Origin of the sequence: Streptomyces sp. x-19 (assembly GCF_046549115.1) — a bacterium.
Classification (GTDB): domain Bacteria; phylum Actinomycetota; class Actinomycetes; order Streptomycetales; family Streptomycetaceae; genus Streptomyces; species Streptomyces albulus_C.
Genome location: NZ_JAJPWK010000001.1, coordinates 869,187 through 892,631, shown reverse-complemented (window position 1 = coordinate 892,631; position 23,445 = coordinate 869,187). Strand labels below are relative to the sequence as shown.

Annotated in this window: 18 protein-coding genes; 8 read left to right on the top strand and 10 right to left on the bottom strand. The window is 74.8% G+C overall.

Annotated features, from left to right (window positions below; genetic code table 11):
* Positions 1–129 precede the first annotated feature (129 nt).
* The 3 genes from ACLJT4_RS04105 to ACLJT4_RS04095 all read left to right on the top strand — a co-directional run bounded on the left by ACLJT4_RS04105 (position 130) and on the right by ACLJT4_RS04095 (position 2,326).
* On the top strand, positions 130–1,011 hold the full coding sequence (locus tag ACLJT4_RS04105) for a glycerophosphodiester phosphodiesterase (protein WP_411121004.1): 882 nt from the start codon (positions 130–132) through the stop codon (positions 1,009–1,011).
* Between the two features lie 89 nt (positions 1,012–1,100).
* Positions 1,101–1,700 (top strand): methylated-DNA--[protein]-cysteine S-methyltransferase, encoded by a 600-nt coding sequence (locus tag ACLJT4_RS04100; protein ID WP_411121003.1) that lies wholly within the window; start codon positions 1,101–1,103, stop codon positions 1,698–1,700.
* A gap of 83 nt (positions 1,701–1,783) precedes the next feature.
* Complete coding sequence (locus ACLJT4_RS04095; RefSeq protein ID WP_411121002.1) at positions 1,784–2,326, top strand: DUF1697 domain-containing protein; 543 nt, start codon at positions 1,784–1,786, stop codon at positions 2,324–2,326.
* A 54-nt stretch (positions 2,327–2,380) separates the two neighbouring features.
* Here ACLJT4_RS04095 and ACLJT4_RS04090 read toward each other — a convergent pair whose 3' ends face one another.
* The 5 genes from ACLJT4_RS04090 to ACLJT4_RS04070 all read right to left on the bottom strand — a co-directional run bounded on the left by ACLJT4_RS04090 (position 2,381) and on the right by ACLJT4_RS04070 (position 6,273).
* The gene (locus tag ACLJT4_RS04090; protein WP_016577353.1) at positions 2,381–2,842 is read right to left on the bottom strand and encodes a type II toxin-antitoxin system PemK/MazF family toxin; all 462 of its coding nucleotides are present in this window, start codon (positions 2,840–2,842) and stop codon (positions 2,381–2,383) included.
* A gap of 281 nt (positions 2,843–3,123) precedes the next feature.
* Positions 3,124–3,765: a uridine kinase gene (locus ACLJT4_RS04085; protein ID WP_411121001.1), complete on the bottom strand. Its 642-nt coding sequence runs from the start codon at positions 3,763–3,765 to the stop codon at positions 3,124–3,126.
* A 41-nt stretch (positions 3,766–3,806) separates the two neighbouring features.
* Positions 3,807–4,256, bottom strand: coding sequence for a hypothetical protein (locus ACLJT4_RS04080; RefSeq protein WP_407616182.1), 450 nt, complete (start codon positions 4,254–4,256; stop codon positions 3,807–3,809).
* Between the two features lie 106 nt (positions 4,257–4,362).
* Positions 4,363–5,244, bottom strand: a complete 882-nt coding sequence (locus tag ACLJT4_RS04075) for an IclR family transcriptional regulator C-terminal domain-containing protein (protein WP_411121000.1) — start codon at positions 5,242–5,244, stop codon at positions 4,363–4,365.
* An 87-nt stretch (positions 5,245–5,331) separates the two neighbouring features.
* The gene (locus ACLJT4_RS04070) at positions 5,332–6,273 is read right to left on the bottom strand and encodes a quinone oxidoreductase family protein (RefSeq protein ID WP_411120999.1); all 942 of its coding nucleotides are present in this window, start codon (positions 6,271–6,273) and stop codon (positions 5,332–5,334) included.
* A gap of 723 nt (positions 6,274–6,996) precedes the next feature.
* On the opposite strand from ACLJT4_RS04070, the gene ACLJT4_RS04065 reads away from it, so the two are divergent.
* The gene (locus ACLJT4_RS04065) at positions 6,997–8,613 is read left to right on the top strand and encodes an FAD-dependent monooxygenase (protein WP_411120998.1); all 1,617 of its coding nucleotides are present in this window, start codon (positions 6,997–6,999) and stop codon (positions 8,611–8,613) included.
* Between the two features lie 386 nt (positions 8,614–8,999).
* Complete coding sequence (locus tag ACLJT4_RS04060; protein WP_411120997.1) at positions 9,000–10,931, top strand: CDP-glycerol glycerophosphotransferase family protein; 1,932 nt, start codon at positions 9,000–9,002, stop codon at positions 10,929–10,931.
* A 69-nt stretch (positions 10,932–11,000) separates the two neighbouring features.
* Here the strand turns inward: ACLJT4_RS04060 and ACLJT4_RS04055 are convergent, their stop codons facing one another.
* The gene (locus ACLJT4_RS04055) at positions 11,001–13,193 is read right to left on the bottom strand and encodes a tetratricopeptide repeat protein (protein WP_411120996.1); all 2,193 of its coding nucleotides are present in this window, start codon (positions 13,191–13,193) and stop codon (positions 11,001–11,003) included.
* Positions 13,194–13,518: 325 nt separating this feature from the next.
* On the opposite strand from ACLJT4_RS04055, the gene ACLJT4_RS04050 reads away from it, so the two are divergent.
* A complete protein-coding gene (locus ACLJT4_RS04050; RefSeq protein WP_411121078.1) occupies positions 13,519–13,824 on the top strand; it encodes a hypothetical protein in 306 nt (101 codons plus the stop codon).
* Positions 13,825–13,874: 50 nt separating this feature from the next.
* Here the strand turns inward: ACLJT4_RS04050 and ACLJT4_RS04045 are convergent, their stop codons facing one another.
* From ACLJT4_RS04045 to ACLJT4_RS04035, 3 genes are read right to left on the bottom strand one after another with little or no spacing between them, the layout of a single operon-like run.
* Positions 13,875–15,809, bottom strand: coding sequence for a helicase-associated domain-containing protein (locus ACLJT4_RS04045; RefSeq protein ID WP_411120995.1), 1,935 nt, complete (start codon positions 15,807–15,809; stop codon positions 13,875–13,877).
* Between the two features lie 14 nt (positions 15,810–15,823).
* Positions 15,824–17,326, bottom strand: coding sequence for a hypothetical protein (locus tag ACLJT4_RS04040; RefSeq protein WP_411120994.1), 1,503 nt, complete (start codon positions 17,324–17,326; stop codon positions 15,824–15,826).
* On the bottom strand, positions 17,323–20,337 hold the full coding sequence (locus tag ACLJT4_RS04035) for a DEAD/DEAH box helicase (protein WP_411120993.1): 3,015 nt from the start codon (positions 20,335–20,337) through the stop codon (positions 17,323–17,325). The genes ACLJT4_RS04040 and ACLJT4_RS04035 overlap by 4 nt, the downstream gene beginning before the upstream one ends.
* Positions 20,338–20,906: 569 nt before the next feature.
* On the opposite strand from ACLJT4_RS04035, the gene ACLJT4_RS04030 reads away from it, so the two are divergent.
* Together ACLJT4_RS04030 and ACLJT4_RS04025 are read left to right on the top strand one after the other, a co-directional pair.
* A complete protein-coding gene (locus ACLJT4_RS04030) occupies positions 20,907–22,634 on the top strand; it encodes a UvrD-helicase domain-containing protein (protein ID WP_411120992.1) in 1,728 nt (575 codons plus the stop codon).
* 6 nt (positions 22,635–22,640) lie between these two features.
* Positions 22,641–22,946: a DUF6343 family protein gene (locus tag ACLJT4_RS04025; RefSeq protein ID WP_078486985.1), complete on the top strand. Its 306-nt coding sequence runs from the start codon at positions 22,641–22,643 to the stop codon at positions 22,944–22,946.
* A 69-nt stretch (positions 22,947–23,015) separates the two neighbouring features.
* On the opposite strand, the gene ACLJT4_RS04020 is transcribed toward ACLJT4_RS04025, so the two are convergent.
* The gene (locus ACLJT4_RS04020) at positions 23,016–23,426 is read right to left on the bottom strand and encodes a tetratricopeptide repeat protein (RefSeq protein ID WP_411120991.1); all 411 of its coding nucleotides are present in this window, start codon (positions 23,424–23,426) and stop codon (positions 23,016–23,018) included.
* Positions 23,427–23,445 lie beyond the last annotated feature (19 nt).

Below are 23,445 nucleotides of genomic sequence, written 5' to 3'. Positions count from 1 at the left end.
TCCCGTTCAGCGCCCGGCCACCGCACGTCCGTCTCCCCCTCCGGCCCGGCTGCGAGCCTCCGTCTGACCGTCCTCCCCGTTCACCTCACCTCACGTCAGTCCACTACCACGACGTCACGAGGAGTCCGTATGCGTATTCGCCCCGTCGCTGCCCTCGCCGGTGCGCTCATGGGTCTGTCCGCGCTCGCCCTCCCCGCCAGCGGCGCCCAGGCCGCGGCCCATGGGCGTCCCCCCGTGGTGGTCGGCCACCGCGGCGCCGCGGCGTACGCGCCCGAGAACACGCTCGCGTCCGTCGATGCGGCGCACCGGCTCGGCATCACCTGGGTGGAGAACGACGTCCAGCGCACCAAGGACGGCGAGCTGGTCGTCCTGCACGACACCTCGTTGGCCCGGACGACCAACGTCAAGAAGGTCTTCCCGGACCGCTCCCCGTGGAACGTCGGCGACTTCACGCTCCGGGAGATCGAGAAGCTGGACGCCGGCAGCTGGTACGACGCGAAGTTCAAGGGCGAGCGGGTGCCGACCCTTGAGGACTACCTCGACGAGGTCGAGCACAACGGCCAGCGGCTGCTGATGGAGCTGAAGAACCCCGAGCTCTACCCGGGGGTCGAGCGGCAGGCCCTCCGGGAGCTGCACCACGACGGCTGGCTGAACGGTGCGCACGTCAAGAGCAGGCTGATCGTGCAGAGCTTCAACGCCGACGCGATCAAGAAGGTCCACCGCCTGGAACCGGCGATCAAGACGGGCTTCCTCGGGAACCCCTCGGTCACCGACCTGCCCAAGTACGCCGCCTACTGCGACCAGATCAACCCGCCCCACACGGCCGTCACCCGTGCGTACGTGGACGCCGTGCACGCGCTGCGCGGCCCGCACCACCGGCGGCTGGAGCTCTACACCTGGACCGTCGACGACGCCAAGGCCGCGGTCGGCTCCGCCGGCCTGGGCGTCGACGGCGTCATCAGCAACAAGCCGGACGTGGTGCGCGAGGCCCTGGCCGCCGGGGGCCACTGACCGTCGGGCGCGGCGGGGAGCGGGGCCGGCGGGGGCCGCCCGGTCCGCTCCCCGCCGCGTTGTCGGTGGCCGGACCTACCCTTGGACACGTGACGAACCGAGAGCACGGCCCAGGACCCGCCGCGGCGCCGGACGCCGCCCCGGAGGCGGGCCGTCCGCCCCGCCGCGACTGGGCCTGGACGCGCGTCGGGGCCCCGATCGGCCCGCTGCTGCTCGCCGCGACCCGCGAGGGCCTGGTCCAGGTCGTCTTCCACGCCGACGAGCGGGTGACCCGGCGGGCGCTGACCCGGCTGGAGGGCACCTTCGGCGGGCCGCCGCTGCCGGAGCTGCCGCACCTGGCGACGGCCGCCGACGAGCTCGACCGCTACTTCTCCGGTGAGCTGCACGCCTTCACGGTCCCGCTGGACTGGTCGCTGTCCGGCGGCTTCAACGCTCGGGTGCTGCACATCCTGGCCGACGGCGTGCCGTACGGCAGCGTGGTGGGCTATCAGGACCTCGCGGACCGCGTCGGGGAGCCGGGGGCGGCCCGGGCGGTGGGCGCCGCCATGGGCTCCAATCCTCTCCCGGTGGTCGTGCCCTGCCACCGGGTGGTGGCCAGCGACGGCGGGATCGGCGGTTTCGGCGGCGGCCTGGAGGCCAAGCGGCTGCTGCTGGCCCTGGAGGGCGTGCTCCCCGCTCCCCTGTTCTGAGCCCCGTCGGGCCGCGGCCCGGCCGCCTCCCCGTTTGCCCCTCGTGCCCGCCGCCGGCCGGCACCGTCCTCGAAGGATCGTGCATGCCCCGCCAGATCGCTCTGCTCCGCGGCATCAACGTCGGAGGCCACAACGCCTTCCCCAGGGCCCGTCAGCTGGAGCTGGCCCGCTCTCTGGGGTTCGAGGAGGTCTCCGTCCTGCTGCAGACGGGCAACCTCGTCTTCGCCGACCCGGGGACGGCGCCGGCGGAGACCGCCCGGCGGATCGAGGAGCGGATCGCGGCCGAGCTGGGCCTGTCGGTGCCGGTGATCGTGCGGACGAGGGACGAATGGGCCGCCACCGTCGCCGGGAACCCGTTCCCGCTCGCCGTTCCGGAACCCAAGACCCTGCACGTGACGTTCCTGTCGCAGGTGCCGACCGACACGGCCCGGCTGGACGCGCTCGACCAGGACTCATACGCACCGGACCGGTTCCGGCTGATGGGCCGCGACCTGTACCTGTGGTGTCCGCAGGGCATCGGGCGCTCCAAGCTGGCCGAGGCGGTCGGCCGGGCCCGGCTCGGGGTGACGGCCACCGCGCGCAACTGGAACACGGTCACCAAGCTGCTGGCGCTGGCCGACGCCTGATCCGCCGCCCGCTGCGCCCGGGGCCGACTCCCGGCCCCGGGCGCGCGGTCGGCGTCACCGCCAGCCGTGGAGCTCCCGCAGCCGGTTGGCGACGAGGTTGAAGCGGCCCCGGTCGAGCGCGCACGCCTCGCGCCGCATCCCGTCCGCGTGGACCCGCAGCACCCGGTCCACGGCCACCCAGGAGTCCCGCCCGGCGCGGTCCCAGGGACCCGCGCCGATCGCCACCCAGTCCCGGTCGTCGCTGTGGCGCTTGCTCGACAGTTGCACGGCCAGCAGCGTCCCGGTCGTTTCCCGGGCCACGACCAGCACCGGCCGATCCTTGCCGCGTCCGTCGTTCTCCTCGAACGGCACCCAGGTCCAGACGATCTCGCCGGGGTCGGGGTCGCCGTCCGGGTCGGGGGCGTAGGACATCGCCACGGCTCCGACGGCGCGCGGCGGGACCTCCACGGTCGCGGTGGGCCCCTGGCTGCCGGGCAGGGGCGGTTGCGGTGCTGCTGCGTCGAACGAGGTCGTCATCCCCCGCACGCTACCGGCCGCGGTGAACGCGTCGTCGGGCGGCCCGCGTTCGGCCGTCGCCGGTCGATTGTCAGTGGCCGGCCGTACGGTTTTTCAGAGCGGGGCGGTCGCGGGGGCCGCCCGGGGGAGGGATCGCCATGACCGAGAGCGCGACGCACGGCACGACGCCCCAAGAGGGCCGTCGGGAACGGGAGTTGTCGAGGGGTACGGGCCGGGGCGCCGCGGGCCGGGCCGGCCCCGGCGGGCCCGTTCGCGGGGCGGGCGTCCGGTGGCCCGTCCGCTCAGTCCGTGGTACCGGTCCAGGCCGGTCGGCGGGGATCGTCGGCCCGTACGACGATGTCCGCGGCCTCCTCGGGCCGGGTCTCGGCCTCGTAGCGGGCGAACGCCGGCAGCGTCCAGTGCTGGTCTCGCGGAGTGCGGCGGGCGAGCGCACCCGGCGACAGCTTCAGGTGCACCGCGAGGTCGAACGGGAACCACTGTCCGAGCAGCAGCGGACCGTGCAGCAACAGCACGCAGCCGGGCGGCAGTTCCACGTAGGCGCTGCGGGTCGCCCGGTCCGCCACCGGGTCCCAGAGGTCCGGGAGCACCCGCCCGGTGCCGCCCGGTTCCAGCGGCTGGAACACCTCGCGCCACAGGGCCCGCCGGTCGAACCACTCGTCGTGGTAGGCGTCCGGGTCCTCCCGGCCGTACTCCAGGCGCAGCGAGGCGGGCCGCAGAAAGCCGTGGGCGCCGACCTCGTGCACCGCCCGCCCCCGGAGCCGGAGCGCCTCGGCGAGCCGCCCGGCGAGGTCGCCGGGGGCGGCGGCGGGAGCCCCGTCGACCGCCACCCGCAGCCAGGGGCTCCCGTCGTGCGCCGTCAGCCCGTCGACGCGCCCGGCGAGCGCGTCGGTGAGCCGTTCCCAGGTGATCGCTTCGAGCCGCACCCGGCCATTCTGCCCCGCCGGCCGGTGCGCGGCGCCGGGGGTCAGCGGGGCTGCGGTCCGCCGGGCGGGATGCCGTGGATGCCGCCGGAGATCACGCCGGCCTGCACCACCACCCCGCTCGCACTACCGCTGAGGGTGTTGTGGACGTCCCGCACGGTGGCCTGGGCCTGCTGCTGGGGGGCCACCTCGTCGAGCAGCCGGCGCAGTTCGGCCGCCGCGGCCGGATCCTCGGCCAGCACCCGCCGCAGCCGGGCCTTCCAGACCATGGCCATCCCCTCGGCCACGTCCTCGTCACCGTCCTGCTGGGCGGCGACGACGTCGGCGCGCGCCTGGTCCAGTTCGCGTTCGACCTCCGCCTCCTCCTCCGCGCCGCGGCGCCGGGCGAGCAGGGCCGCCATCCGCCGGCGGACCGCGGCCCAGCCGTCGGTCGCCATCTGCTGCACCAGCGTCGTCGCCCCGGACGCCGCGAGCGCCACCAGTTCCGCTTCCATCGGACCCCCTCGTCTGTCACGCGCGTCGTGTCGCGCCTGGTGCCACGGTAGAGAGGCGTGCCGCCTCGTGCACAGTCACGCGGCCCGGTGGTGCCGGGGTTCCGGATCAGGCGTCCGTGCCCGGCCGGGCCGCCCCGTGACGGCTGAGGACGGCCGCCGCCTCCTTGGTCGCCTCGATGACGCCGTCGGGAGCGTGCGGCATCACGGTCTTCTGCTTGAGCAACAGCACCGCGCCCATGATGGCCCCGTCCCACATGATCGGTGCGGCACAGGAGTTCCAGCCGGCCATGCACTCCTCGTAGCCGAGCGCGTGGCCGAGGTCGCGGACCTCGGCGAGGGAGGCCAGCAGCGCGGCGTTGTCCCGGTAGACGCCGGGCCCGGCCTGGTCGGGGACCGGCTCGGCCAGCACGCGCTGCTGGAGGACCTCCGGGAGGTAGGCGAGGATGGTCCGCCCGGAGGCACCGGTGCGCAGGGAGCGGGTCACGGACAGCACGTCCCGTGGTGTCATGCCGAGTTCGGCCAGGTCGGAGTCGCCGACGGCCATGTCGACGCACTGCCGCTGCGCGCCGGAGAACGGCGCCACCATGTACAGGAACGCCAGCCCGTTCCCGGTCGCCTCGCGCAGATCGCGCAGGACCGTCTGCGCCCCGTCGAGGCGGTGGTCGAGCGCGGTGAAGGCGAGTTGGGCGGCCGAGGTCCGCAGCCGGTAGAGGCCGCGGTCCACCCGTTCGAAGATCCGTTGGTAGATGCCGGACTGCAGGATCCGGTAGACGACCGAGTCGTCCAGGCCGGTGAACTCCGCGATCTCACCGGGCCCGTGGGCGTGCCCGCCCAGCTCGGCGAAGGCCGTCTGGACGAGGAAGACCCGCTCGGCATGGCCGGATCCGGGCGTCCGGGAGCCGGCGGCGGCCGTGCTCCGGCGAGCCTGGTCGGTGCGCTGCGCGGCCTCCGGAGCCGTGGACTGCGACGCTGCGGTGCGATGGCCCATCGTGTGCTCTCCTCCCTGGCGGTGCTCCGCGCCCGAAGGGGCACGGCGTGTGTGGTGCGGGGCGACCGGCCCCCGACGCCTTCGGCGTCAGCGGGTGACGTCGAGGGCGAGCTTGCCGGTCGGGGTGCGGGCGGCGAGGTCGTGGTGCGCCTGCGCCGCCTCCCCGAGCGCGTAGGTGGCGCCGGTCAGCGTGGTCAGGGAGCCGTCGGCGACGGCGTCGAACAACGCCCGCATGGACGTCGGCAGGGCGGTGCGGTCCCCATAGAGCTGGGGCAGCCAGAAGCCCGAGACGGTGAGGGAGCGCTCCATGAGTTCGCGGGTGGGCACGTCCGCCAACTCGCCGCCGGCGAAGCCGTAGACGGCGAGTCGACCGCGCGGTGCGAGGGCCGCCAGGGTCCGGGCGAAGGTGGCGCCGCCGGTCATCTCCAGGGCGGTCTCGACGGGGCCGCCGGCGGCGTCCAGGATGCGCTCCGTGAGGTCCTCGGCGGTGGAGTCGACCACGGCGTGTGCGCCCAGCTCCAGGGCCAGTTGGCGCTTGGCCGCGGAGCCGGCGAGGCCGATGACCTTGGCGCCGGCCCGGACCGCGAGCTGGACGGCCAGCGTGCCGACGCCGCCCGCCGCGGCCGGGACGACGACGGTCTCGCCCTTGGTGAGGCGCAGTGCGGTGAACAGCAGGTGCCAGGCGCTGTTGCCCTGGAGGGCCAGCGCGACCGCCTGCCGGTCGCTGACGGCGTCGGGGACGTCCCAGGTCACGCGGCGGTGCAGCAGCGTCCGTTCGGCGTAACCGCCACCGCGGGTGAGTCCGACGACCCGCCGGCCGTCGAGGGTGCCGACGACTTCGTTGCCGGGTATGTAGGGCAGGTCGACCGGGGCGAGGTAGGTGTCCCCGCGGACGTGTACGTCGGCGTAGTTGACGCCGGCCAGGGTCACCTCGACGAGTGCGTGCCCGGCGCGGGGCGTCGGCTCCGGCGCGTCCTCCAACCGGAGCACGTCCGGGCCGCCGAATTCTCGCATGACGATCGCGCGCACGACTCTCCCTCGGGTTCTCCGGTGCGGTGCCCGCACAGGGTAGGCACGGCACCGACCGGCTCGCCGCCTCCCGATCATTTCGCGCCAACCCTCCGGACGCGCGAGGAGCGGCGCTCTCGCGCACACCCTCGATTCTTGGGGGATTTCTCGCGACGCGAGAAAAGTTCGATGCCATTTCCCACCATTCGCCCCGTTTGGTGGTGGTCTACCGGGCAGTACGGGACGGGTGGCTCCCACGCATCGCTCACTCTCCGTCGGCTACCGGAAGTGATCGACGCCGCCTACGATCCGGACGTGTGTCCGCCGTTGACCCAAGGCGACGGCCACGTCCTCAAGGGCAGCGCACAGCGCGCGAGGCAGCGGTGCCGGCCCGTCCCACCCGGGATTCCGGGCCGGGAGTGGCGGAGGACGGGGTCCGAACCGCGGTCGGGCGGGCACGGCCTGAGGGGGAATCATGATGGGGAAATCGGGGGGCGGCAGGCCGGCGTTCGCGCCGGCCTGCCGGGACCTACAACGCGCTCTGCCTCTTCCGCCGGCACCTCTGCGCATCCTGCGAACCGCGTCTGCTTCCCTGCCGTCGCTGACGGCGCGGGTCACCGCCGCCACCGACGCCGTCATCGCCGCCGCGCGCCGTCACTCCCGGCCCCACACCGCTCCGCCCTTTCTGGACGCGACCGGGCCCCGCCGGGGATCCGCGCGCCACCGCCGAGAAAGGGACCGCTCATGAACGCGTCGAGCAGAACGACCAGCGCCGGGCTCCAGTTCACGCACCCGTACCTCGCCGTGGTGCTCGGCGGCGGCTTCACGGGCATGCTCGCCGCCGCGGCGCTGTCCGCGTACGCCGACGTGATCGTCGTGGAGCGGGAGCGACTGCCGCGGACCCCCGCGCTGCCCAGCGACCTTCCGCAGCCCCGGCACACCCACCTCCTGGCGGCGGACGGCGCCCGGGTCATCGAGGACCTCCTGCCCGGCACCGTCGCACGCTGGCTGGCCGAGGGCGCCCACCGGCTCGTGGTGCCGTCGGAGAACGGTCCGCTGCGCCCCGGCCGTTCGGCCCGCACACAGCACGTGTTCACCTGCTCCCGCGATCTGCTCGACCGGGTGGTCCGCGGCCAGGTGCCGGCGCTCTCCGGGGTGTCGGTCCTCGACGGCACGGAGGCCGAACGGCTGACCGGCACCGCCGAGCACGTCACCGGGGTGTGGGTCAGGGGCACCACCAGCGGTGAGACGTACCGCCTGGACGCCGATCTCGTGGTGGACGCCACCGGCCGTTCCTCCACCACCCCGGACCGGCTGGCGGCGCTGGGGCTGCCCGCCGCGCCGGAGGACGTCCGGGACTACGGGATCGTCTGCGCCACCCGCATCTTCCGCGCGCCGGCCGGGGCCCGGAACTGCCCGGTGATCACCGGCCGTTCGGACTGCCGTCCGGCCGCCGACGCCGCCGCGCACGGTACCCCGCTCCCGCCCGCCCGGACCGCGACGCTGGTCCCGATCGAGGGCGGGCGTTGGCTGGTCACACTCACCGGTGGCGGCAGCGGCGCCGAACCGCCGTCCGAACGCGCCGACCGCTTCGTGCCGTTCGCCCACCGCATCCACCCGGTCATCGGGGACCTCATCGCCGAGGCCGAGCCGCTGAGCGAGGTGCGGCTGACCCGGGACACCTCCAGCCGCCGCCACCGCTACGAGCGGCTCCGCAGCTGGCCCACCGGGTTCCTGGCCCTCGGCGGCGCGGTGGCCTCGGTCAATCCGGACTTCGGCCAGGGACTGTCCCTCGCCGCCCATGGTGCGGCCGAGCTCCGCGCCGCACTGGGGCGGTACGGCCTGGACGAGCCCGCGCTGGCCCGCAGGGTGCAGCGCACCGTCGGCGGTCTCGTGGACGGGCCATGGGCACTGGCCGCCGGCGAGGAGCTTCCGCGGTCCCCGCGCCCGAGCGTCTCCCGGCCGTCGCTGGCCACCCGTTTCGTGCGCGGCGCGCTCGACGGAGTGCGCGACCCGGCCGTCGGCCTGCCTCCGGTCTGCCGCGCCTACGTGGACGTGGTCCGGCCGGCCGTCCCGGTGACCCGGCTGCCGCAGGCGTGGACCCAGCAACCGGCGTCCGCCGCGCCCTCGTCCGCGGTGCGCGCACCCGGCACCGAAGCCCCGGACGCGCCGTCCGCGCTGCCGGCCCGGTACGCCCCTTCGGCCACCGCCGCACTCACCACGGCGCCGGTCCCGGCCGCACCGAGCGCACCCGGCCTCGAGCGGGCGCTCCGTCGGCTGCCGCGCTCGCTCGGTTTCGGTCCCGCGTCGTTGCGGTTGGGGCGGTTCAGCGCCGGCCGGCGAAAGCCCGGGGACGCCTGAGGCCCGGCCCTGGACCGGGCGCGGCATCGCCGTGAAATACGGTGGCTGCCGGGCACACGTCCGATCGCCGGTGGCAGACCGCCGGCGCCGTCACCACCAGGGGGTTGCAAACAACGGTGAGGCGCGCTAGTACCACTCTGGCCGCGAACCGCGAACCGCGAACCGCGAACCGCGAACCGCGAACCGCGAACCGCGAACCGCGAACCGCGAACCGCGAACCGCGAACCGCGAACCGCGAACCGCGAACCGCGAACCGCGAACCGCGAACCGCGAAGGATGGGGACGGGGCAGGGACGGACGGCGTCGGGGGGTGTGCGCCCGCGGGTGCGGCCGGCGCGCCCACGGCTGCGGCGGACAGCACGCACGGGCTGCTCCCCCCGCTACGGGTGCCGTTGGGGACGGACCCCGAGCGGTGGCAGACGTTCCGCGGCGAACGATTGGTGGTCGCCGTCGCCCGCACCGTCACCTCGACCGTGCGGGTCCTCGACGTCCTGCGCCCCGTCCTGCGCGATGACGCACGGGTCCACCTGGTCTTCGCCTTCGACCCCACCTCGGCGTTCAACGACGGCGTACACGCCCTGCTCCGCTCGGTCGGCGCCCGGGTGCTGCCCTGGCACCAGTTCGCCCGGACCGACCCCGACCTGATCGTCACGGCGACCGAGAACGCCGACCTCACGACCGCGCACCACACCTGTCCGGTGCTGGTCCTGCCGCACGGCGTCGGCTTCCACAAGGTCGTCCCGGACTCGCGCAGCGACCGCGACCGGCTGGCCGGCGTCGTCCCGGACGCGCTGCTGCGCAGCGGTCGCGCCCGGCTGGCGATCTCCCATCCGGACCAGGCGGCCCAACTCGCCGCCGCCCATCCCGCCACCGCCGGCCGCACCCTGCTCGTCGGCGACCCCTGCTACGACGCGCTCCTCGGCGGGCGGGCCCTGCGCGCGACGTACCGTGCGGCGCTCGGCATCGCCGACGGGCGCCGGCTGATCATGATCAGCTCGACCTGGCGCGACCGCTCGGTCCTGGGCCGGGACCCCGCCCTGCCGGCCCGCCTGCTCGCCGAACTCCCCCTGGACGACTACGCGGTCGCCCTGGTCACCCACCCCAACATCACCTCCGCGCACGGTGGTTACGCCCTCCGTTCGCACCTCGGCTCCGCGCACGACGCCGGACTGTTGACCATTCCACCGACCGCCGGCTGGCAGGCCACGCTCCTCGCCGCCGACCTGCTGATCGGCGACCACGGATCGGTCACCTTCTACGGCGCGGCGCTCGGCACGCCCCTGCTGCTCGGGGCGTTCAGCGACGACGAGGCCGTCGCCGGCACCCCCATGGCGGAGCTGGGCCGGATCGCCCCGCGGCTACAACGCGACGCACCGCTGCGGCCGCAGGTCGAGCGGGCACTGGGCCTGGGCCGGGGGCCCGCCGACGACACCCCGGAACGGCTGCGCAAGGTCGGGGAAAGCGCCTTCGCCACGCCCGGCCGCGCCCTGGCACGACTGCGCACCGCCGTCTACGACCTCCTGCGCCTCCCGGAACCGGAGAACGGCGCGCCGCTCCCGCTCCACGCCCCGGAGCCGCCGGTCCCAGAGGACCTCCCGGAAGCCACCACGGCCTGTTACGTCCGCACCTCCCTCGTCGAGGATTCCTCGGGTTCCGCTGGGCGTTCGGGTTCGTCCACCGCTTCTTCCACCGCCTCGGTTTCATGGGGTTCCTTGGGTTCAGCGGCTTCGCCGGGCGCTTCGGGCCCTTCGGTTCCTTCGGCTCCTTCGCCCGACGAGAGCTCTCCGGGGTGGTGCGGCTCCTGGGAGACGGAGGGTCCCCGGATAGCCGTGGAACGCACCCCGGCCGCCGTTGTCGCCTTCTCACCCCCTCCCACCACCCCGTCCGCGGTCGACACCGGAACGCCCCTGGGCGACGCCGTCGACGGCCCGTTCCGTCATCTGTCCTGTGCCGATGACGAGGGGGACCGGCGGTGGCCGGAGAGCGCTTCCGTCCTCGTGCGTCGGACCACGGCCGACACCGCCGTGGCCGCCGACCGGTGGATCGACGACACCCTCGCCCGCTATCCCGGCTGCCTCCTCGCCGCGGCGACCGTCACCGGCCGCGGCTGCCGGGTCGGACTGCGGGACGGCCGCACGATCGAGGTGTCGGCCACCGGAACGCAACACGAGACCGCCGTCCTGGCCGCCGTCGTCTACGCCTGTGTACGCGCCCGCCGCCCACTCGTTGGCTCCGCCACCCTCGCGTTGGGCGACCGCACCGAGGACGTGGAGCTCCGTCCCGCCCGCCGGGCGAGCAAACCGCGTCCGACGGGCTGACGGGCACGCACCTCCATGGGGTGTTGCACCCCATGGACAGCACGGGCCCAGGCACGCACCCTGAACCGCCTACGGCTCCCTGGGGCCGTCACCGCCCGCGCAGTCCGGGCCGTCCGGGCCGTCCGGGCCGCCGTTCGGGCCGTGCAGGTCGCCCTCCAGCCTGCGCCGCAGGTGGACGGCGCGCGGGCCGCCGCCCGCTTCGTATATCTCCAGGGCCCGTGCCAGATGGCGCCGCCACTGCTTGTGGTCACCGCGCTCCTCGGCCAGCTCCGCCAACGTCTCGCAGATCTGCGCCTCGTAGTGGACGGCGCCGCGCTCGCGCAGCATGGTCGCGGATTCCTCCAGGGCCGCCACGGCCTCGGCATGGCGCCCGAGAGCCCGGAGGACGCCGCCGATGGCGGCCAGCGCGCGGGCCCCCATCCGCCGGTCGTCGATGGCCATGAACCCGTCGTAGGCGTCCTGCAGGGTGGCTCGGGCCTCCTCCACCCGGCCGACGGCCTGCTGGGCGCACCCCATGAAGTACCGGCCGATGGCGATACCGCGCTCGTCGCCCGCGGCGCGGTAGAAGACCATCGCCTCCTCGTAGGTCGTCACCGCACGGGCCGGGTCGCAGCGATCCCAGTAGCGGCCGTAGAACTCGCGGACGGAGGCCCGCAGCAGGGTGTGGCCGGACTCGTCGGCGCGGGCGACGGCGGTCTCCAACTCGCGTCGGGCGCGCCGGAGTTCGTCGCGGTCCATCAGCGGGCGGGACAGCAGAGTGCGCAGCCGGGCCTCGGCGGCCGGGTTGCCGTCCTCGGCGGCGTGCCGGGCGCCGAGGTCCCCGCTCCTGACCCAGTCGTTGAGGTACCGGCGGTTGAGGAAGAGGGCGGTGAGCGCCTCGGCGAGCTCCCACACTCTGCGGTGCCAGCCGTGCTCGGCGGCGGTCTGTTGGGCGGACAGCAGCTCACCGCGCCAGGCGTCCAACCAATCGAGCGCCTCCTGCCGGTCGGCGAAGGCGGTGGCCCGGTCCGCCTCGCCCAACCGGTCGGTGTGGGACCCGATGCGCATCCGGCGGCCCATGACGGCGAGGTCCGCCTGGGCGGCACGGGTGAGCAGGTGGTCGACGATCCGGGCCACGACTGCCGTGCGCTCGGCCTCGTCGTCCTCGCGGACGGTCTGCTCACGGGCGTGCAGCCGCACCAGGTCGTGGAACTCGTAGCGCCCGTCGGCGGTCATCGCGATCAGGCTCGCGGTCTCCAGGACGTCGAGTTGCTCGGCCGCGTGGGCGGCGGTGGTCCCGGCTGCCGCGGCCGCCGAGGCGACGTCCCAGTGGCGACCGGGATGCAGGCCCAGCAGTCGGTAGAGCCGGGCGGCCAGCGCGGGCAGTCCCGCGTAGGCGACCCCGAAGACAGCGGACACCGTGCGCTCCCCTCCCCGGCGCAGGGCGTCCAGTCGGCGCCGGTCGTCGGCCAATTCATCGGCCAGCGCGGCGACCGTCAAACGCGGATGCATCACCAGTCGTGCGGCGGCGACGTGCAGGGCCACCGGCAGTCCGCCGCAGCCTGCCACGATCCGCCCGGCCGCGTCCGCGCCGCCCGCGTCGATCCGCGCCGGTCCGCACAACCGGCGCAGCAGTTGCAGCCCGTGCTCCGGAGACAGCGGCTCCAGCGGCATCAGACGGGCGCCGTCGTCGAGCAACTCCCCGAGCATCGCCTGGCTGGTCGCCAGGACGACGCTTCCGGGGGCGCCCGGCAGCAGCGCGCGGACCTGCGCGGGCTCCGTCACGTCGTCGAGCACCATCAGCACCCGTTTGTCCGCCGTCAGGGTGCGCAGCAGGCCGGTCAACTCGCCCAGCGTGTCCGGCAGGTAGCGGTCCTCGACGCCGAGCGCCCGCAGGCAACGGCTCACCCCGGCCGAGACGTCGCCGCCGGCCTGCGCCCGCAGTTCGGCGAAGTCGACGTAGAACTCGCCGCCGGGGAACCCGCCGCGCTCCTCCTGTGCCCATCGGCGGACGGTCGCGCTCTTGCCCACCCCCGGCAGTCCGCTGAGCACCGCGAGGCCGCCGCCGTCGCCCATCCAGCCGTCGATCGCCGCCAGGACCGGCTCGCGGTCGACGAACTGCGGTGAACCGGGTGGTACTTGCCGTGGCACCGGCAGCTCCGGCCGCGCCGCCTCGACCCGCACGTCGCCCTGGATCACGCCGGCCTGGACCACCGTCCCGTGCACGGTCCCGCTGACGGCGTTCCGCACGCTCTCGACGCCCGCCTCCCCGTCGTCCCTCACGCCGACTCCCCCCTCGGTCACCATCGATCGATCCCCTCGCACGAAAAACGCTACTCGACGCCACTGACAACGCGGAGCGACGGTCGCCCTCCGCTCCGCCACCCGGTCATATCCGATCCACAGCGATGAAATTCGGTCACCCCGCGACATTGGCTCGATCACAGTGGTGCGGGGCACCGGCCGGAGAGACCCGGCGCGGGCACCACACCACACGGTCGGAAGCGGAACCGGAAACACCGAACGAGGAACGGGGAGCGGGGGAACGGCATGTCGACGCTGCGCGTCACGGTCGAGGAACTGACGGTCCACGAGCAGCCCAACGCCGATGCGCTGCAGCTCGCACAGGTGGGCCTGTACCGGCGTCCAGGACCTCGGGTACGGCACGGACAGCCGGCGCGACGTGCCCGGATACGCGATCTTCGACCTCGCCGTGGAGGTCGGCGGCGAAGTCCGGTGGCTGGATCCGCAGGAGTTGGGCCCGGTGCTGGCCGGACGGCTTCCGGTGGTGCCGACGCTGTTCAGCGGGCCGTACGGGGCGCAGCGGGTGATGGCGCTGGCCGAGGGCCGCGAAACGCTGTCGGTGGTCAGCAGCGCCTACCTGACCCGTAAGGGCGGCGCGGAGTACGCGTGACCGTGCCGGGCCGCGGCGGCCACGCACCGCCCCTGCGGCACGGCAGCCGATCAACTGCCGCCGTGTGCGGGGCTCTCCGCGGGTTCCCCTTGGTGCCCCAGGAGGCGTTGGGCGAGGGCGAGCGTGGCCTGCGGGGCGCGGGTGGGGCCGGGGGCTGCGGTGCGGTGGCTGGGGAGCCGTTCGACGGTGGCTGCGCCGGTGTCGGACTCCAGGGCGGGGGCGTAGCCCGCAGCTCGCAGGGCGTCCAGAGTGGCGGCCGGCGATCGGCCGCTGACCAGGACGGTCGGCGCGATGGCACGCAACGCCAGCTCGCGCAGGGCGCGGTGGGCGGCGAGTTCGGCGAGCAGCGCCTCGTCGTCGGAGCGGATGCAGCAGCCGGTGGGCACGACCCGCATCCGGCCGTGGCTGCGGGCGGTGTCCTGGAGGAGGTAGTCGAGGGGCTGCGGCAGGGGGCCGGCTGCCGAGGCGGCGGCTAGGGCGGTGCGAAGGGTGTCGACGGTGTGGCCGGAGTCCAGCGCGCGGCGGACCGAGCCGGGGGTGAAACGCCAGGTCACGGCGTGCCCCTCGGACTCCCGGTCGGCTGCGGAGGCGAGGAGTCCGGCGAGGGCGGGGGCCGGGCGACCGGGCACGACGGCGGTCAGATCGGCCTGGAAGTGGGCCTGTTCGACGGGTGGCGGCAGGAGGTCGCGCAGCGGCGCGTCGAGGTCCGCCGGGTCGCTGAGCAGGGCCCGGCCGAGGGGAGTGAGGGTGCCGTGGGCGGTGAGGCCGAGGTAGGCCGCCTCGTGGAGGGTGTGGGCGGCGCGCTCGTGCGCCGCCGGCTGTGCGGTGACGGCGAGCGGACGGTGCCAGTCCGCCGCTCGGAGCAGGTGCTGGAGGGACGCAAGGGCGGCCTCGTCCGCCGGCCCGTCCGGCAGCGGCGGGAGCGTCTCGCCGACGCCCGGCGGGACGTCCGCCAGGGCGGCGAGGAGGGCGTGCCGGAGGGCCGGGGCGTACCGGTCGTGACCGCGGACCAGGGCCGTCGGGGTCTCGCCGAACGGGGTGTGGGTGGGGACGTCCCACAGGGCGTACCAGGCGGACAGTACGGGGGCCAGGCGGGCGCCGGGCGGGCGGGCGAGCCAGTCGTCGTAGGCGTGGGTGGGCAGCGCGGTGATCCCCGACGGGCAGCGGGTCAGGGCGATCAGGCCGGCGGCCAGGGCGAGATCGAGCAGGAGGCGGGTGTGCGGCTCGGTGGCGCCGGCCGCCTTCGCCAGGCGTTTGAGCTCGCGCACGGTCAGTCCGCCTGACTTGCGGAGCGTGGCGGGCTCGGTGGCCAGGGCGGCGAGCAGGCGCTCCACCGTAGTGGCCAACTGCGCCGCGGCCGCCTGGGACTCGTCGTGCGGCGAGGTCCGCGGGGCGGGCGCGGCGGAGGCGTCCGGGTGGTCGCCGGGTGGCTCGGCGCCCTCGGGGACGGGCGTCGGCGCGTGCGGGGCGAACGGGCCGAGGTCGTGGGCCGCGAGGAGTTGCGGGATCCGCGGCGGGACGACGACGGCGCCGTCCTCGGTGACCGCGGCGAGGCCGTCGGCGCAGAGCGCGTCCAGCGCCGCTTCGGCGGCGGTCCGCGCGGGTCCGGGAGCGGCGGCGCCCAGCGCGGCGTGCACGTCCGCGGGCGGGACGGGTTCGCTGGCCAGCTGGGGGAAGGACAGCCGGTGGGCCATCAGGGACTGGTAGCCGGCGCCCGCGGCCGGGGCGGCGGGCGCGGCGGCGTCCCTGGCGGCCCGTTCCTGGCTGATGCGCGCCGTGGTGGCGAGCACCTGCAATCCGGGGTGATCGAGGTGCAGCACCACGTGGTGGAGGGTGTCGTAGGACCACAACGCGCCGGCCAGCCCGCGGAGTTCGGTGGGCGCGGGGCGACGGGCGAGCGGCTCGGCGTGGCGGGTGAGCAGTGCGGCGAGTTGCTCGGGGGTGCGCTGCGCGAGGGAGCGGGTGAGTGCGTCGAGACCTTCCACGACGTTGAGGGTAGTCATCGTGCCAACAGGGTGGTCAGGGCGCCTACGGGGTCCGGGTCGGCGGGGCCGGCCGGCCACCACTCCTGGGCGCCGGGCTCGGATTCGTAGGGGTACCAGCGGTTGTCGTGGCCGAACCGCAGTTGGATGCCGCGGTCGGCGTCGGTGAGGCGATTCTGGTGGGGGCGCAGCGCCGGCAGGCCGGCGGCCAGCAGGGCGCTGCGGGCCCGGTCGAAATCGCCGGCCGGAGGGTTCCAGGCGTCTTCCAGGAGGGTGAGCCCCTCGGCACCGCCCTGCCGCCAGGCCGCGACGGAACGTGCGATGTCGGTGGGGTGCCGGCCGGTCGCCGCCGCGACGTCGCGGTAGAGCGCGCGGGTCGTGGCGGTCAGACCGGCCGTCGGATGGGCGGTCGCGGCCAGCCGTACGGCGTCCTCCCACGGCGGCAGCGTCGAGAACGGGCCGGGGGCGGCCGGGCCGTCGGCCCCCGCGGTGCCTGCGGCGGACAGGTGGGCGTGGGCGCGGGCGGCGGCATCGGCCGCGACGATTTCCAGGACGGTGGCGTCGAAGGGCAGCCCGCCGGCGTCCGGGAGGGCCTGCGGCTGGCCGGGCTGCGCCGGCACCGCGGCGGGCGGCGGAAGCGGCGGGCGGGGCCGGTCGACGAGGGCCTCCCGGGCGAGCACCCCGCGGGGCGCGGCCACGATGGACCCGGCGGCCGCGGCCTCTTCGACGGCCAACGGTGCCGGGACCGAGCCGGGGATCCCAAGGGACGCAGCCGGACCGACCCCCGATGCGGACACCGGTCCGGGCACGTCGTCGGCGGCGGGCCCGCTCGCCGAGGTACCGGGGGTCGCGAAGGACCGGCCCCGGCTCTCCCGTGCGCCGTGGTCGGCGTTGCGGCGCGCGAGCTCGTCGAGGAGCTCCCGCTCGCCCCGGCCCCGGATCAGCAGGAGGACGAAGGGGTCGGCGTCCAACAGGCGGGCCACTTGGAAGCAGAGCGCGGAGGCGTGCTTGCAGGGCCGGCCGCTGTCCGGACAGGGGCACCGGGGCGTCAACTCCCCCGGCCCCGGGAGGAGTCGCACCGCCCCTTCGGCCAGTGCCCGGGGCAGCTTCTTGGCCAGCAACGCGGCAAGGCGGTCGGGGTGGGCCGCGACGTCGTCCAGGAGGGCGTCCCACTCCTGCTCGGTGAACGTCGTGATCCGCACCTCGGCGCTGTACGGGCGGGGTCGGCTGCCCCGCACCGTGGCGATCACCCGGCCGGGGGTGACGTTGATCGTGTCGACGCGGCCGTCGCGGGCGTAGGCCCGACCGCGGGCGAGGCGCGCGCCGTCGAGGGCGCTGCCCTCCAGCGCCTCCAGCCAGGCGCCGCCCCACCAGGATCGCGCGCCCGACCCGTCCGGCCCCTCCGTGGTGTCCGGTTCGGGCAGCGGCGGGAAGGTGCGGGAGCGATCGGCGCGGACCAGTCGGTCCGCCGCGGCGGCACGCCCGGGACTGCCGGTCCGGCGCCGGTGTCCCGGGCTCATCCGGTCCTCCTCAGCGAGACGAGATCGGCGAGTTGGGCGTCGGTCAACTCGGTGAGCGCCCCCTCCCCGCCGGAGAGCACCGCGTCCGCGAGGGCTCTTTTGGCGGTGAGGAGTTGGGCGATGTTGTCCTCGACGGTGCCCTCGGTGATCAGTCGGTGGACCTGGACGGGCTGGGTCTGGCCGATGCGGTAGGCCCGGTCGGTGGCCTGCTCCTCCACCGCCGGATTCCACCAGCGGTCGTAGTGGACGACGTGTCCGGCGCGGGTGAGGTTCAGGCCGGTGCCGGCCGCCTTCAGGGACAGCAGGAAGACCGGTGCCCGGCCCGACTGGAAGTCGTCAACCATCCTCTCCCGCTCGGCCACCGGGGTTCCGCCGTGCAGGAGTTGGGTGGGGATCCCTCGGCCCGCGAGGTGGCGTTCGAGCAACCTCGCCATGCTGACGTACTGCGTGAAGACCAGGGTGGCGCCGCCCTCCGCGAGGATGGTGGCGAGGAGTTCGTCGAGTAGCTCCAGCTTCCCGGAGCGCGCGGCGAGGCCGGGGGCGGTCTCCTTCAGGTACTGCGCCGGGTGGTTGCAGATCTGCTTGAGGGCGGTGAGCAGCTTCATCACCAGGCCGCGCCGCGCCATCCCCTCGGCACCCTCGATCCTCGCCAGGGTCTCGCGCACCACTGCTTGGTACAGCGCGGCCTGTTCGCGTCCGAGCGGAACCGGGTGGTCTGTCTCGGTCTTCGGTGGGAGCTCGGGCGCGATCCCCGGGTCGGACTTCTTTCGGCGCAAGACGAACGGACGCACCAGTCTGGCCAGTCGGTCCGCCGCCCGTGGGTCCTCGCCTCCCTCGACCTCCCGGGCGTGCAGCGCCCGGAACGTCTTGAGCGGGCCGAGGAGCCCCGGGGTCGTCCAGTCCAGCAGCGCCCACAGCTCGGACAGGTTGTTCTCCACCGGCGTGCCGGTGAGGGCGATCCGCGCCGGAGCCTTGATGCCGCGCAGCGCCCGCGCCGTCGAGGACCGCGGGTTCTTCACGTGCTGCGCCTCGTCGGCGACGATCCAGGCCCAGGCGCGGTCGGCGAGTTCGGCCGCGCTGCTGCGCATCGTCCCGTAGGTCGTGAGCACGAATCCGGCGTCCACGCCGTCGAGGCTGCGGCCCGCGCCGTGGAAGCGGCGCACGGGCGTGCCGGGGGCGAAGCGTTCGATCTCGCGCTGCCAGTTGCCGAGGAGGGAGGCGGGGCAGACGACGAGGACCGGGTCGGTGGGCAGCCGGTGCAGGTGGAGCGCGATGACGGTGATCGTCTTGCCCAGGCCCATGTCGTCGGCCAGGCAGCCGCCCAGCCCGGTGGAGACCATCGTGTCGAGCCACGCCATGCCGCGCAGTTGGTAGTCGCGCAGGGTCGCGCGGAGGCCGGGTGGTGGGGGCAGCGGACGCGCCCGGCCGGTGAGCCGGCCGCGCAGGGCGGCGAGCGCGCCCAGGGGCACCACCTCGACCTCTTCGCCGTCCACCTCGGTGGTGCCGTCGAGCGTCGTGGCGAGCGCCCGGAGGGGGTCCACGTAGCCCAGTTCGCGCTTGCGCGCCTTGCGGACCATCGCGGGGTCGACCAGGACCCATTGGTCGCGCAGTCGGACCACCGGGCGGTGCGCCTCGGCGAGCATGTCCATCTCCGCCTCGCTGAGCGGCACCCCGTCCATCGCCACCTGCCAGCGGAACTGGGCCAGTTGACCGGTGTCGAAGAAGCCGAAACCGTCCGCCGCCGACCCCGGCGCGGGGCGCAGCACCGCCGTCGCGGTCAGGCCGCGGGTCAGTTCCCTGGGCCAGTGGACGGCCACTCCGGCGGCGGCGAGGCGGGGCGCGGCAGCGCCCAGCAGCTCGGACAGCTCGTCCTCGCTGATCGGGAGCACATCGGGGACGGGGCGCTCCAGGAGGCGGTCGAGCGGAGGCCAGAACCGGGTGGCCCGGCGCAGCGCGAGGAGCGTGTCGGCGAGGGGGCGCGGGCCGAAGGCGTCGGGCGCCTCGCCCTCCCACAGTTGGCGGGCGTCGGCCACCAGGGTCGGATCGGTGAGGCTCTGCACCTGGAGGACGGCCGCCGCCGCCCGGCGCTCCCCCGGGGCTCCGGGGTACGGCGCCGCGCCTTCCCCGACCTCGTCCCCCTGCTCCCCGTCCGTCGCGACGCTCTGTTCCGCTCGTTCTCCCGCGTCGAAGAGCTGGTGCGGGGCGAGGTCGAGGCGGAGCGAGAGCCGCACCCCGGCGTCGACGCCCGCTGCGACCTCGGCCGCCCACTCCCGGGCGGCCGGGAGGTGCTGCGGTGCGGGCGCGGCGAACGGCGCCCCGGCCACCAGTGCCGCCGCCGGGGTGCGGGGCAGGGTGTCGACGACGGCGTCCACGAACTGGCGCACCAGGACGGCCGGATCGGGCAGTTGGAGCGGTCGGCTGCCGGGCAGCGGTACGGCATACGCCTCGCCGGGCATGGCGGCGGCGACGGCCCGCAGGTGCGCGACGTCGTCGGGGTCGAGCGGGCCGGCCCGCCAGGCGTCGACGTCCCCGCCGGTCAGGCCGGGCAGCAGCCTGCCGCGGGCGACGAGGTGCAGGGCGTGCAGGGTGGCCGCGCCCCAGCAGGACGCGGCCGGGTGGGCGTCCGGAGCGTGCCGGGCACGGGTCAGCAGCGGAATGGCCGCGGGGAGCGGGACCACCAGTGCGGGCACCGTGCGGCTCCGTGCCCCGGCGCCATGCCGGCGGGCCACGGTCAGTCGCGTGACCTGGCCGACCGGCGCCGCGTCCCGGCCGCTTCCAGCCTCGGCCTCTCCGGCCACGGCATCGGGGAGCGGCCCGCCGTCCGGTCGCCAGAAGGCGACCTTCCCCGCACGCGGTGGGATGGCGGGGAGGTAAACGGCGGCGCAGCCCTCGACGGCCGCGGCCAGATCCCCGACTCTCCCCTCAAGCGCCGCGGCCACCCTGGGCGCGCTGGCGGCAGGGGCGGTCGACGGCCGGGGCGCACCGGTGGGTGCCTCCTGCCAGCTCGCCATGCCATCCCCTGTCATCGGGTCCTTCCGCGCCGGTCTCGGCGCCCACCGGGCCCGTCGCGCCCGACCTCGTTCTGCTGCTTCCCCGACCTGCGAGTCTACGGTCGCCGTCATGTCGTCCTCCCCCGTCGTCCTGCGGCGGCCGCGACGATCGCAACCGGTTGCGGCGCGCTGCCCTGCCTGGCCGTCCCGCTGCTCCCCTCGCGCGCTCCCGTCGTCCGTCTCGACCGTTCGCGCCGCTTCCGTCGTCGCGGCTCTGCGTGATGTCGAGGAAAGCAGAGACCACTGACAATCCGCCCACCCGCGGCCGTCCGCGAAGCCCGAGCACGCCGCACCGCACTCCCCCTCCAGACCCCGCAGAGCCCGCTCGACCAGCAGATATGCACCTCTGACGACAGCCTGCACAGGGTTCGGAGAAGCTCCCGAAGAAGTTATCCACAGCCCTGACGCACCGCACCCACCGCCAGCGCGATTCGATTACATTCAGTGACGAAGCCGGTCGGTGACTCGCACCGCACGAGCCACCGCCGAGCGCGACTCCATCCGGCAGTTCCCACCCACCAGGAGCCCCCATGCACACCCCGACGCCCGAACAGACCGCCGCCGCCGAAGCCCTTCCGACCGGCGCCCACCTCGTGATCCAGGCCGGCGCCGGCACCGGCAAGACGACGACCCTGGCGATGCTGGCGGACGTCGCCAGGCGACAGCGCCGCAACGGCCGCTACCTCGCCTTCAACCGCGCCGTCGCCCGCCACGCCGCCCGGACCTTCCCCGCCGAGGTGCGCTGCGGAACCGCCCACGCGCTTGCGTTCGGCGCGGTCGGCCGGCACTACCGTTCCCGGCTGAACGCGCCGCGTCGGGCGGGCTGGCGCACCGGCGCCGCCCTCGGGATCGACGACGGGACGCGCTTACGCATCGGCCCCCGCAAGGTCGACAACAAGGCCCTCTCCTACGCCGTCCTGCGCACCGTCGCCCGCTTCTGCCAGTCCGCCGACGCCGAGATCGCCCACCACCACGTCCCGCCACTGCGCGGCGCCGAGTGCGAGCCACTGCACGCCCAACTCGCCGACCACGTCCTGCCGTACGCCCGCAGGGCATGGGCCGATCTACAGCGACCGGACCACGGCGTGGTCCGCTTCGAGCACGACCACTACCTCAAGATCTGGGCCCTGACCGCCCCCGTCATCCCCGCGGACTTCCTCCTCGTCGACGAGGCGCAGGACACCAATCCGGTCGTCGAGCAGGTCCTCACCGCACAGCGTGATCACGCACAGCTGGTCCTGGTCGGGGATTCCGCGCAGGCCATCTACGGCTGGCGCGGCGCCCGCGACGTGATGACCGGCTTCGACGGCACCCACCTCGGCCTCACCCGGTCCTTCCGGTTCGGTCCCGCCCTCGCGGCCGAGGCCAACCGCTGGCTGACGGTCATCGACGCGCCCATCCGCCTCACGGGGTCGGCCCGGCAGAAGACCGAGTTGTGCCGCCTCCCCGCACCCGAAGCGATCTTGTGCCGGACGAACGTGGGCGCCATGGTTGAAGTGATACGCCAGCTGGAGACGAACCTGCGGGTCGCGCTCGCCGGGGGCGGAGAGGCGCTGAGCGCCCTGGCCCGCGCCGCACACGACCTCAGCTCGGGGCGCCGCACCGCACACCCCGAGCTGGTGCTCTTCGAGACCTGGTCCGAACTCCGCGAGTACGCGGAGTTCGATCCAGCCGGCCGCGATCTGCTGCCCCTGGTGGAGCTCGTCGACGACCACGGGTCGGACGCGGTGCTCCGCGCCGTGGAGCAGCTCTCGCCCGAGCGGTCCGCGCAGGTCACGGTGTCCACGGCGCACCGGGCAAAGGGCCGCGAGTGGGCGAGCGTGCGCATCGCGGACGACTTCACCGCGCCCGAAGACCTCGACGAGTGCGACGAGGACGGCTCTCCCCTGCCCGGCCCGGTCGATCTCGACGAGGCCCGCCTGGCCTACGTCGCGGTGACCCGGGCCCGCTCACAGCTCGACATCGGTGGACTCACGTGGATCAACACCCATCCGGCGGGCGATCCACGCCCCGGAAGCCCCCCAGCGCTGCGACGACCGACGTCCCCTCCCCCGACGAGCCGGAAAGCCCCGACGCGGGAGCCCGTGCGCGTCCGAGCCGGGCACGACGATGACCACGCACCGGAGGAGGAACCGCCCGAACCGCGCCCCCAGGGGTCTGCCAGACCCACGAGAGTCGTCACACCCATCAGACCCACCAGGGGCGCTCAGGCACGTGACGGACGTAGCGATCAGGAGGATGCTGGAGGGAGGAGATGAATGGCGATGCGCTCGGGTGATGAGCCGCTGCACGCACGCAGTCCGCTGCGGATGCGGTGCGGGCTGGCACTGTGGGGGCTGCTGTGGGCCGTCGCCGGCACCGTGGCCTTCGTCATGGCCGGCCGGCCCCAGTGGGCGGCCGCGTGCGCCGCATTGGCCGCAGTGGCGCTGACCGACCTCGGCATGGTGATCCGACACATCCATCAGGGGCCGCACTACCAACCCGGCAGGAACATCCCACCCTACGAACCCGACCACGGCCGCAACGAGATACGTAGGCCGGCCGGGCGGCGACGCGACTCCAGACCGTAGCCACAGCCACAGTCACCGTCACCGCCCTTGCCGTCACCGCCCGTCGGACGCCCCACACGCCGACGAGGACTACCCGACGACGTCGTCCGGACCGACCGCGCGACCGCCGTCGACCTGCTCCTGGGCGAACCGGGCGGCACGGAGGAAGTCCGGGCGCGGTTCCAGGGCGGCAGCCAGGCGGAAATGGCGCAGGGCCTCGTCGGGACGGCTGGCGCGCTCCAAGGTGCGGCCGAGGGCGAAGTGGGCGAAGGCGTTGTCCGGTTCGCGTTCCAGCACGATCTGGAACTCCAGCTCGGCGGGCCGGAGTTGGGCGGAGAGGAAGAAGGCGCGGGCGCGCAGCAGTCGTGCTGCGGTGTTCTCGGGGTGTGCGGTGATGACGGAATCCAGCAACCGGATCGCGCCGCGCGGGTCGCGGGCGGACAGCAGTTGTTCCGCGGCACGGTAGTCAATGACGTTCGTCTCGGGACTGCGCTGGTGCACGGGCCGTCTCCTCTCCGGG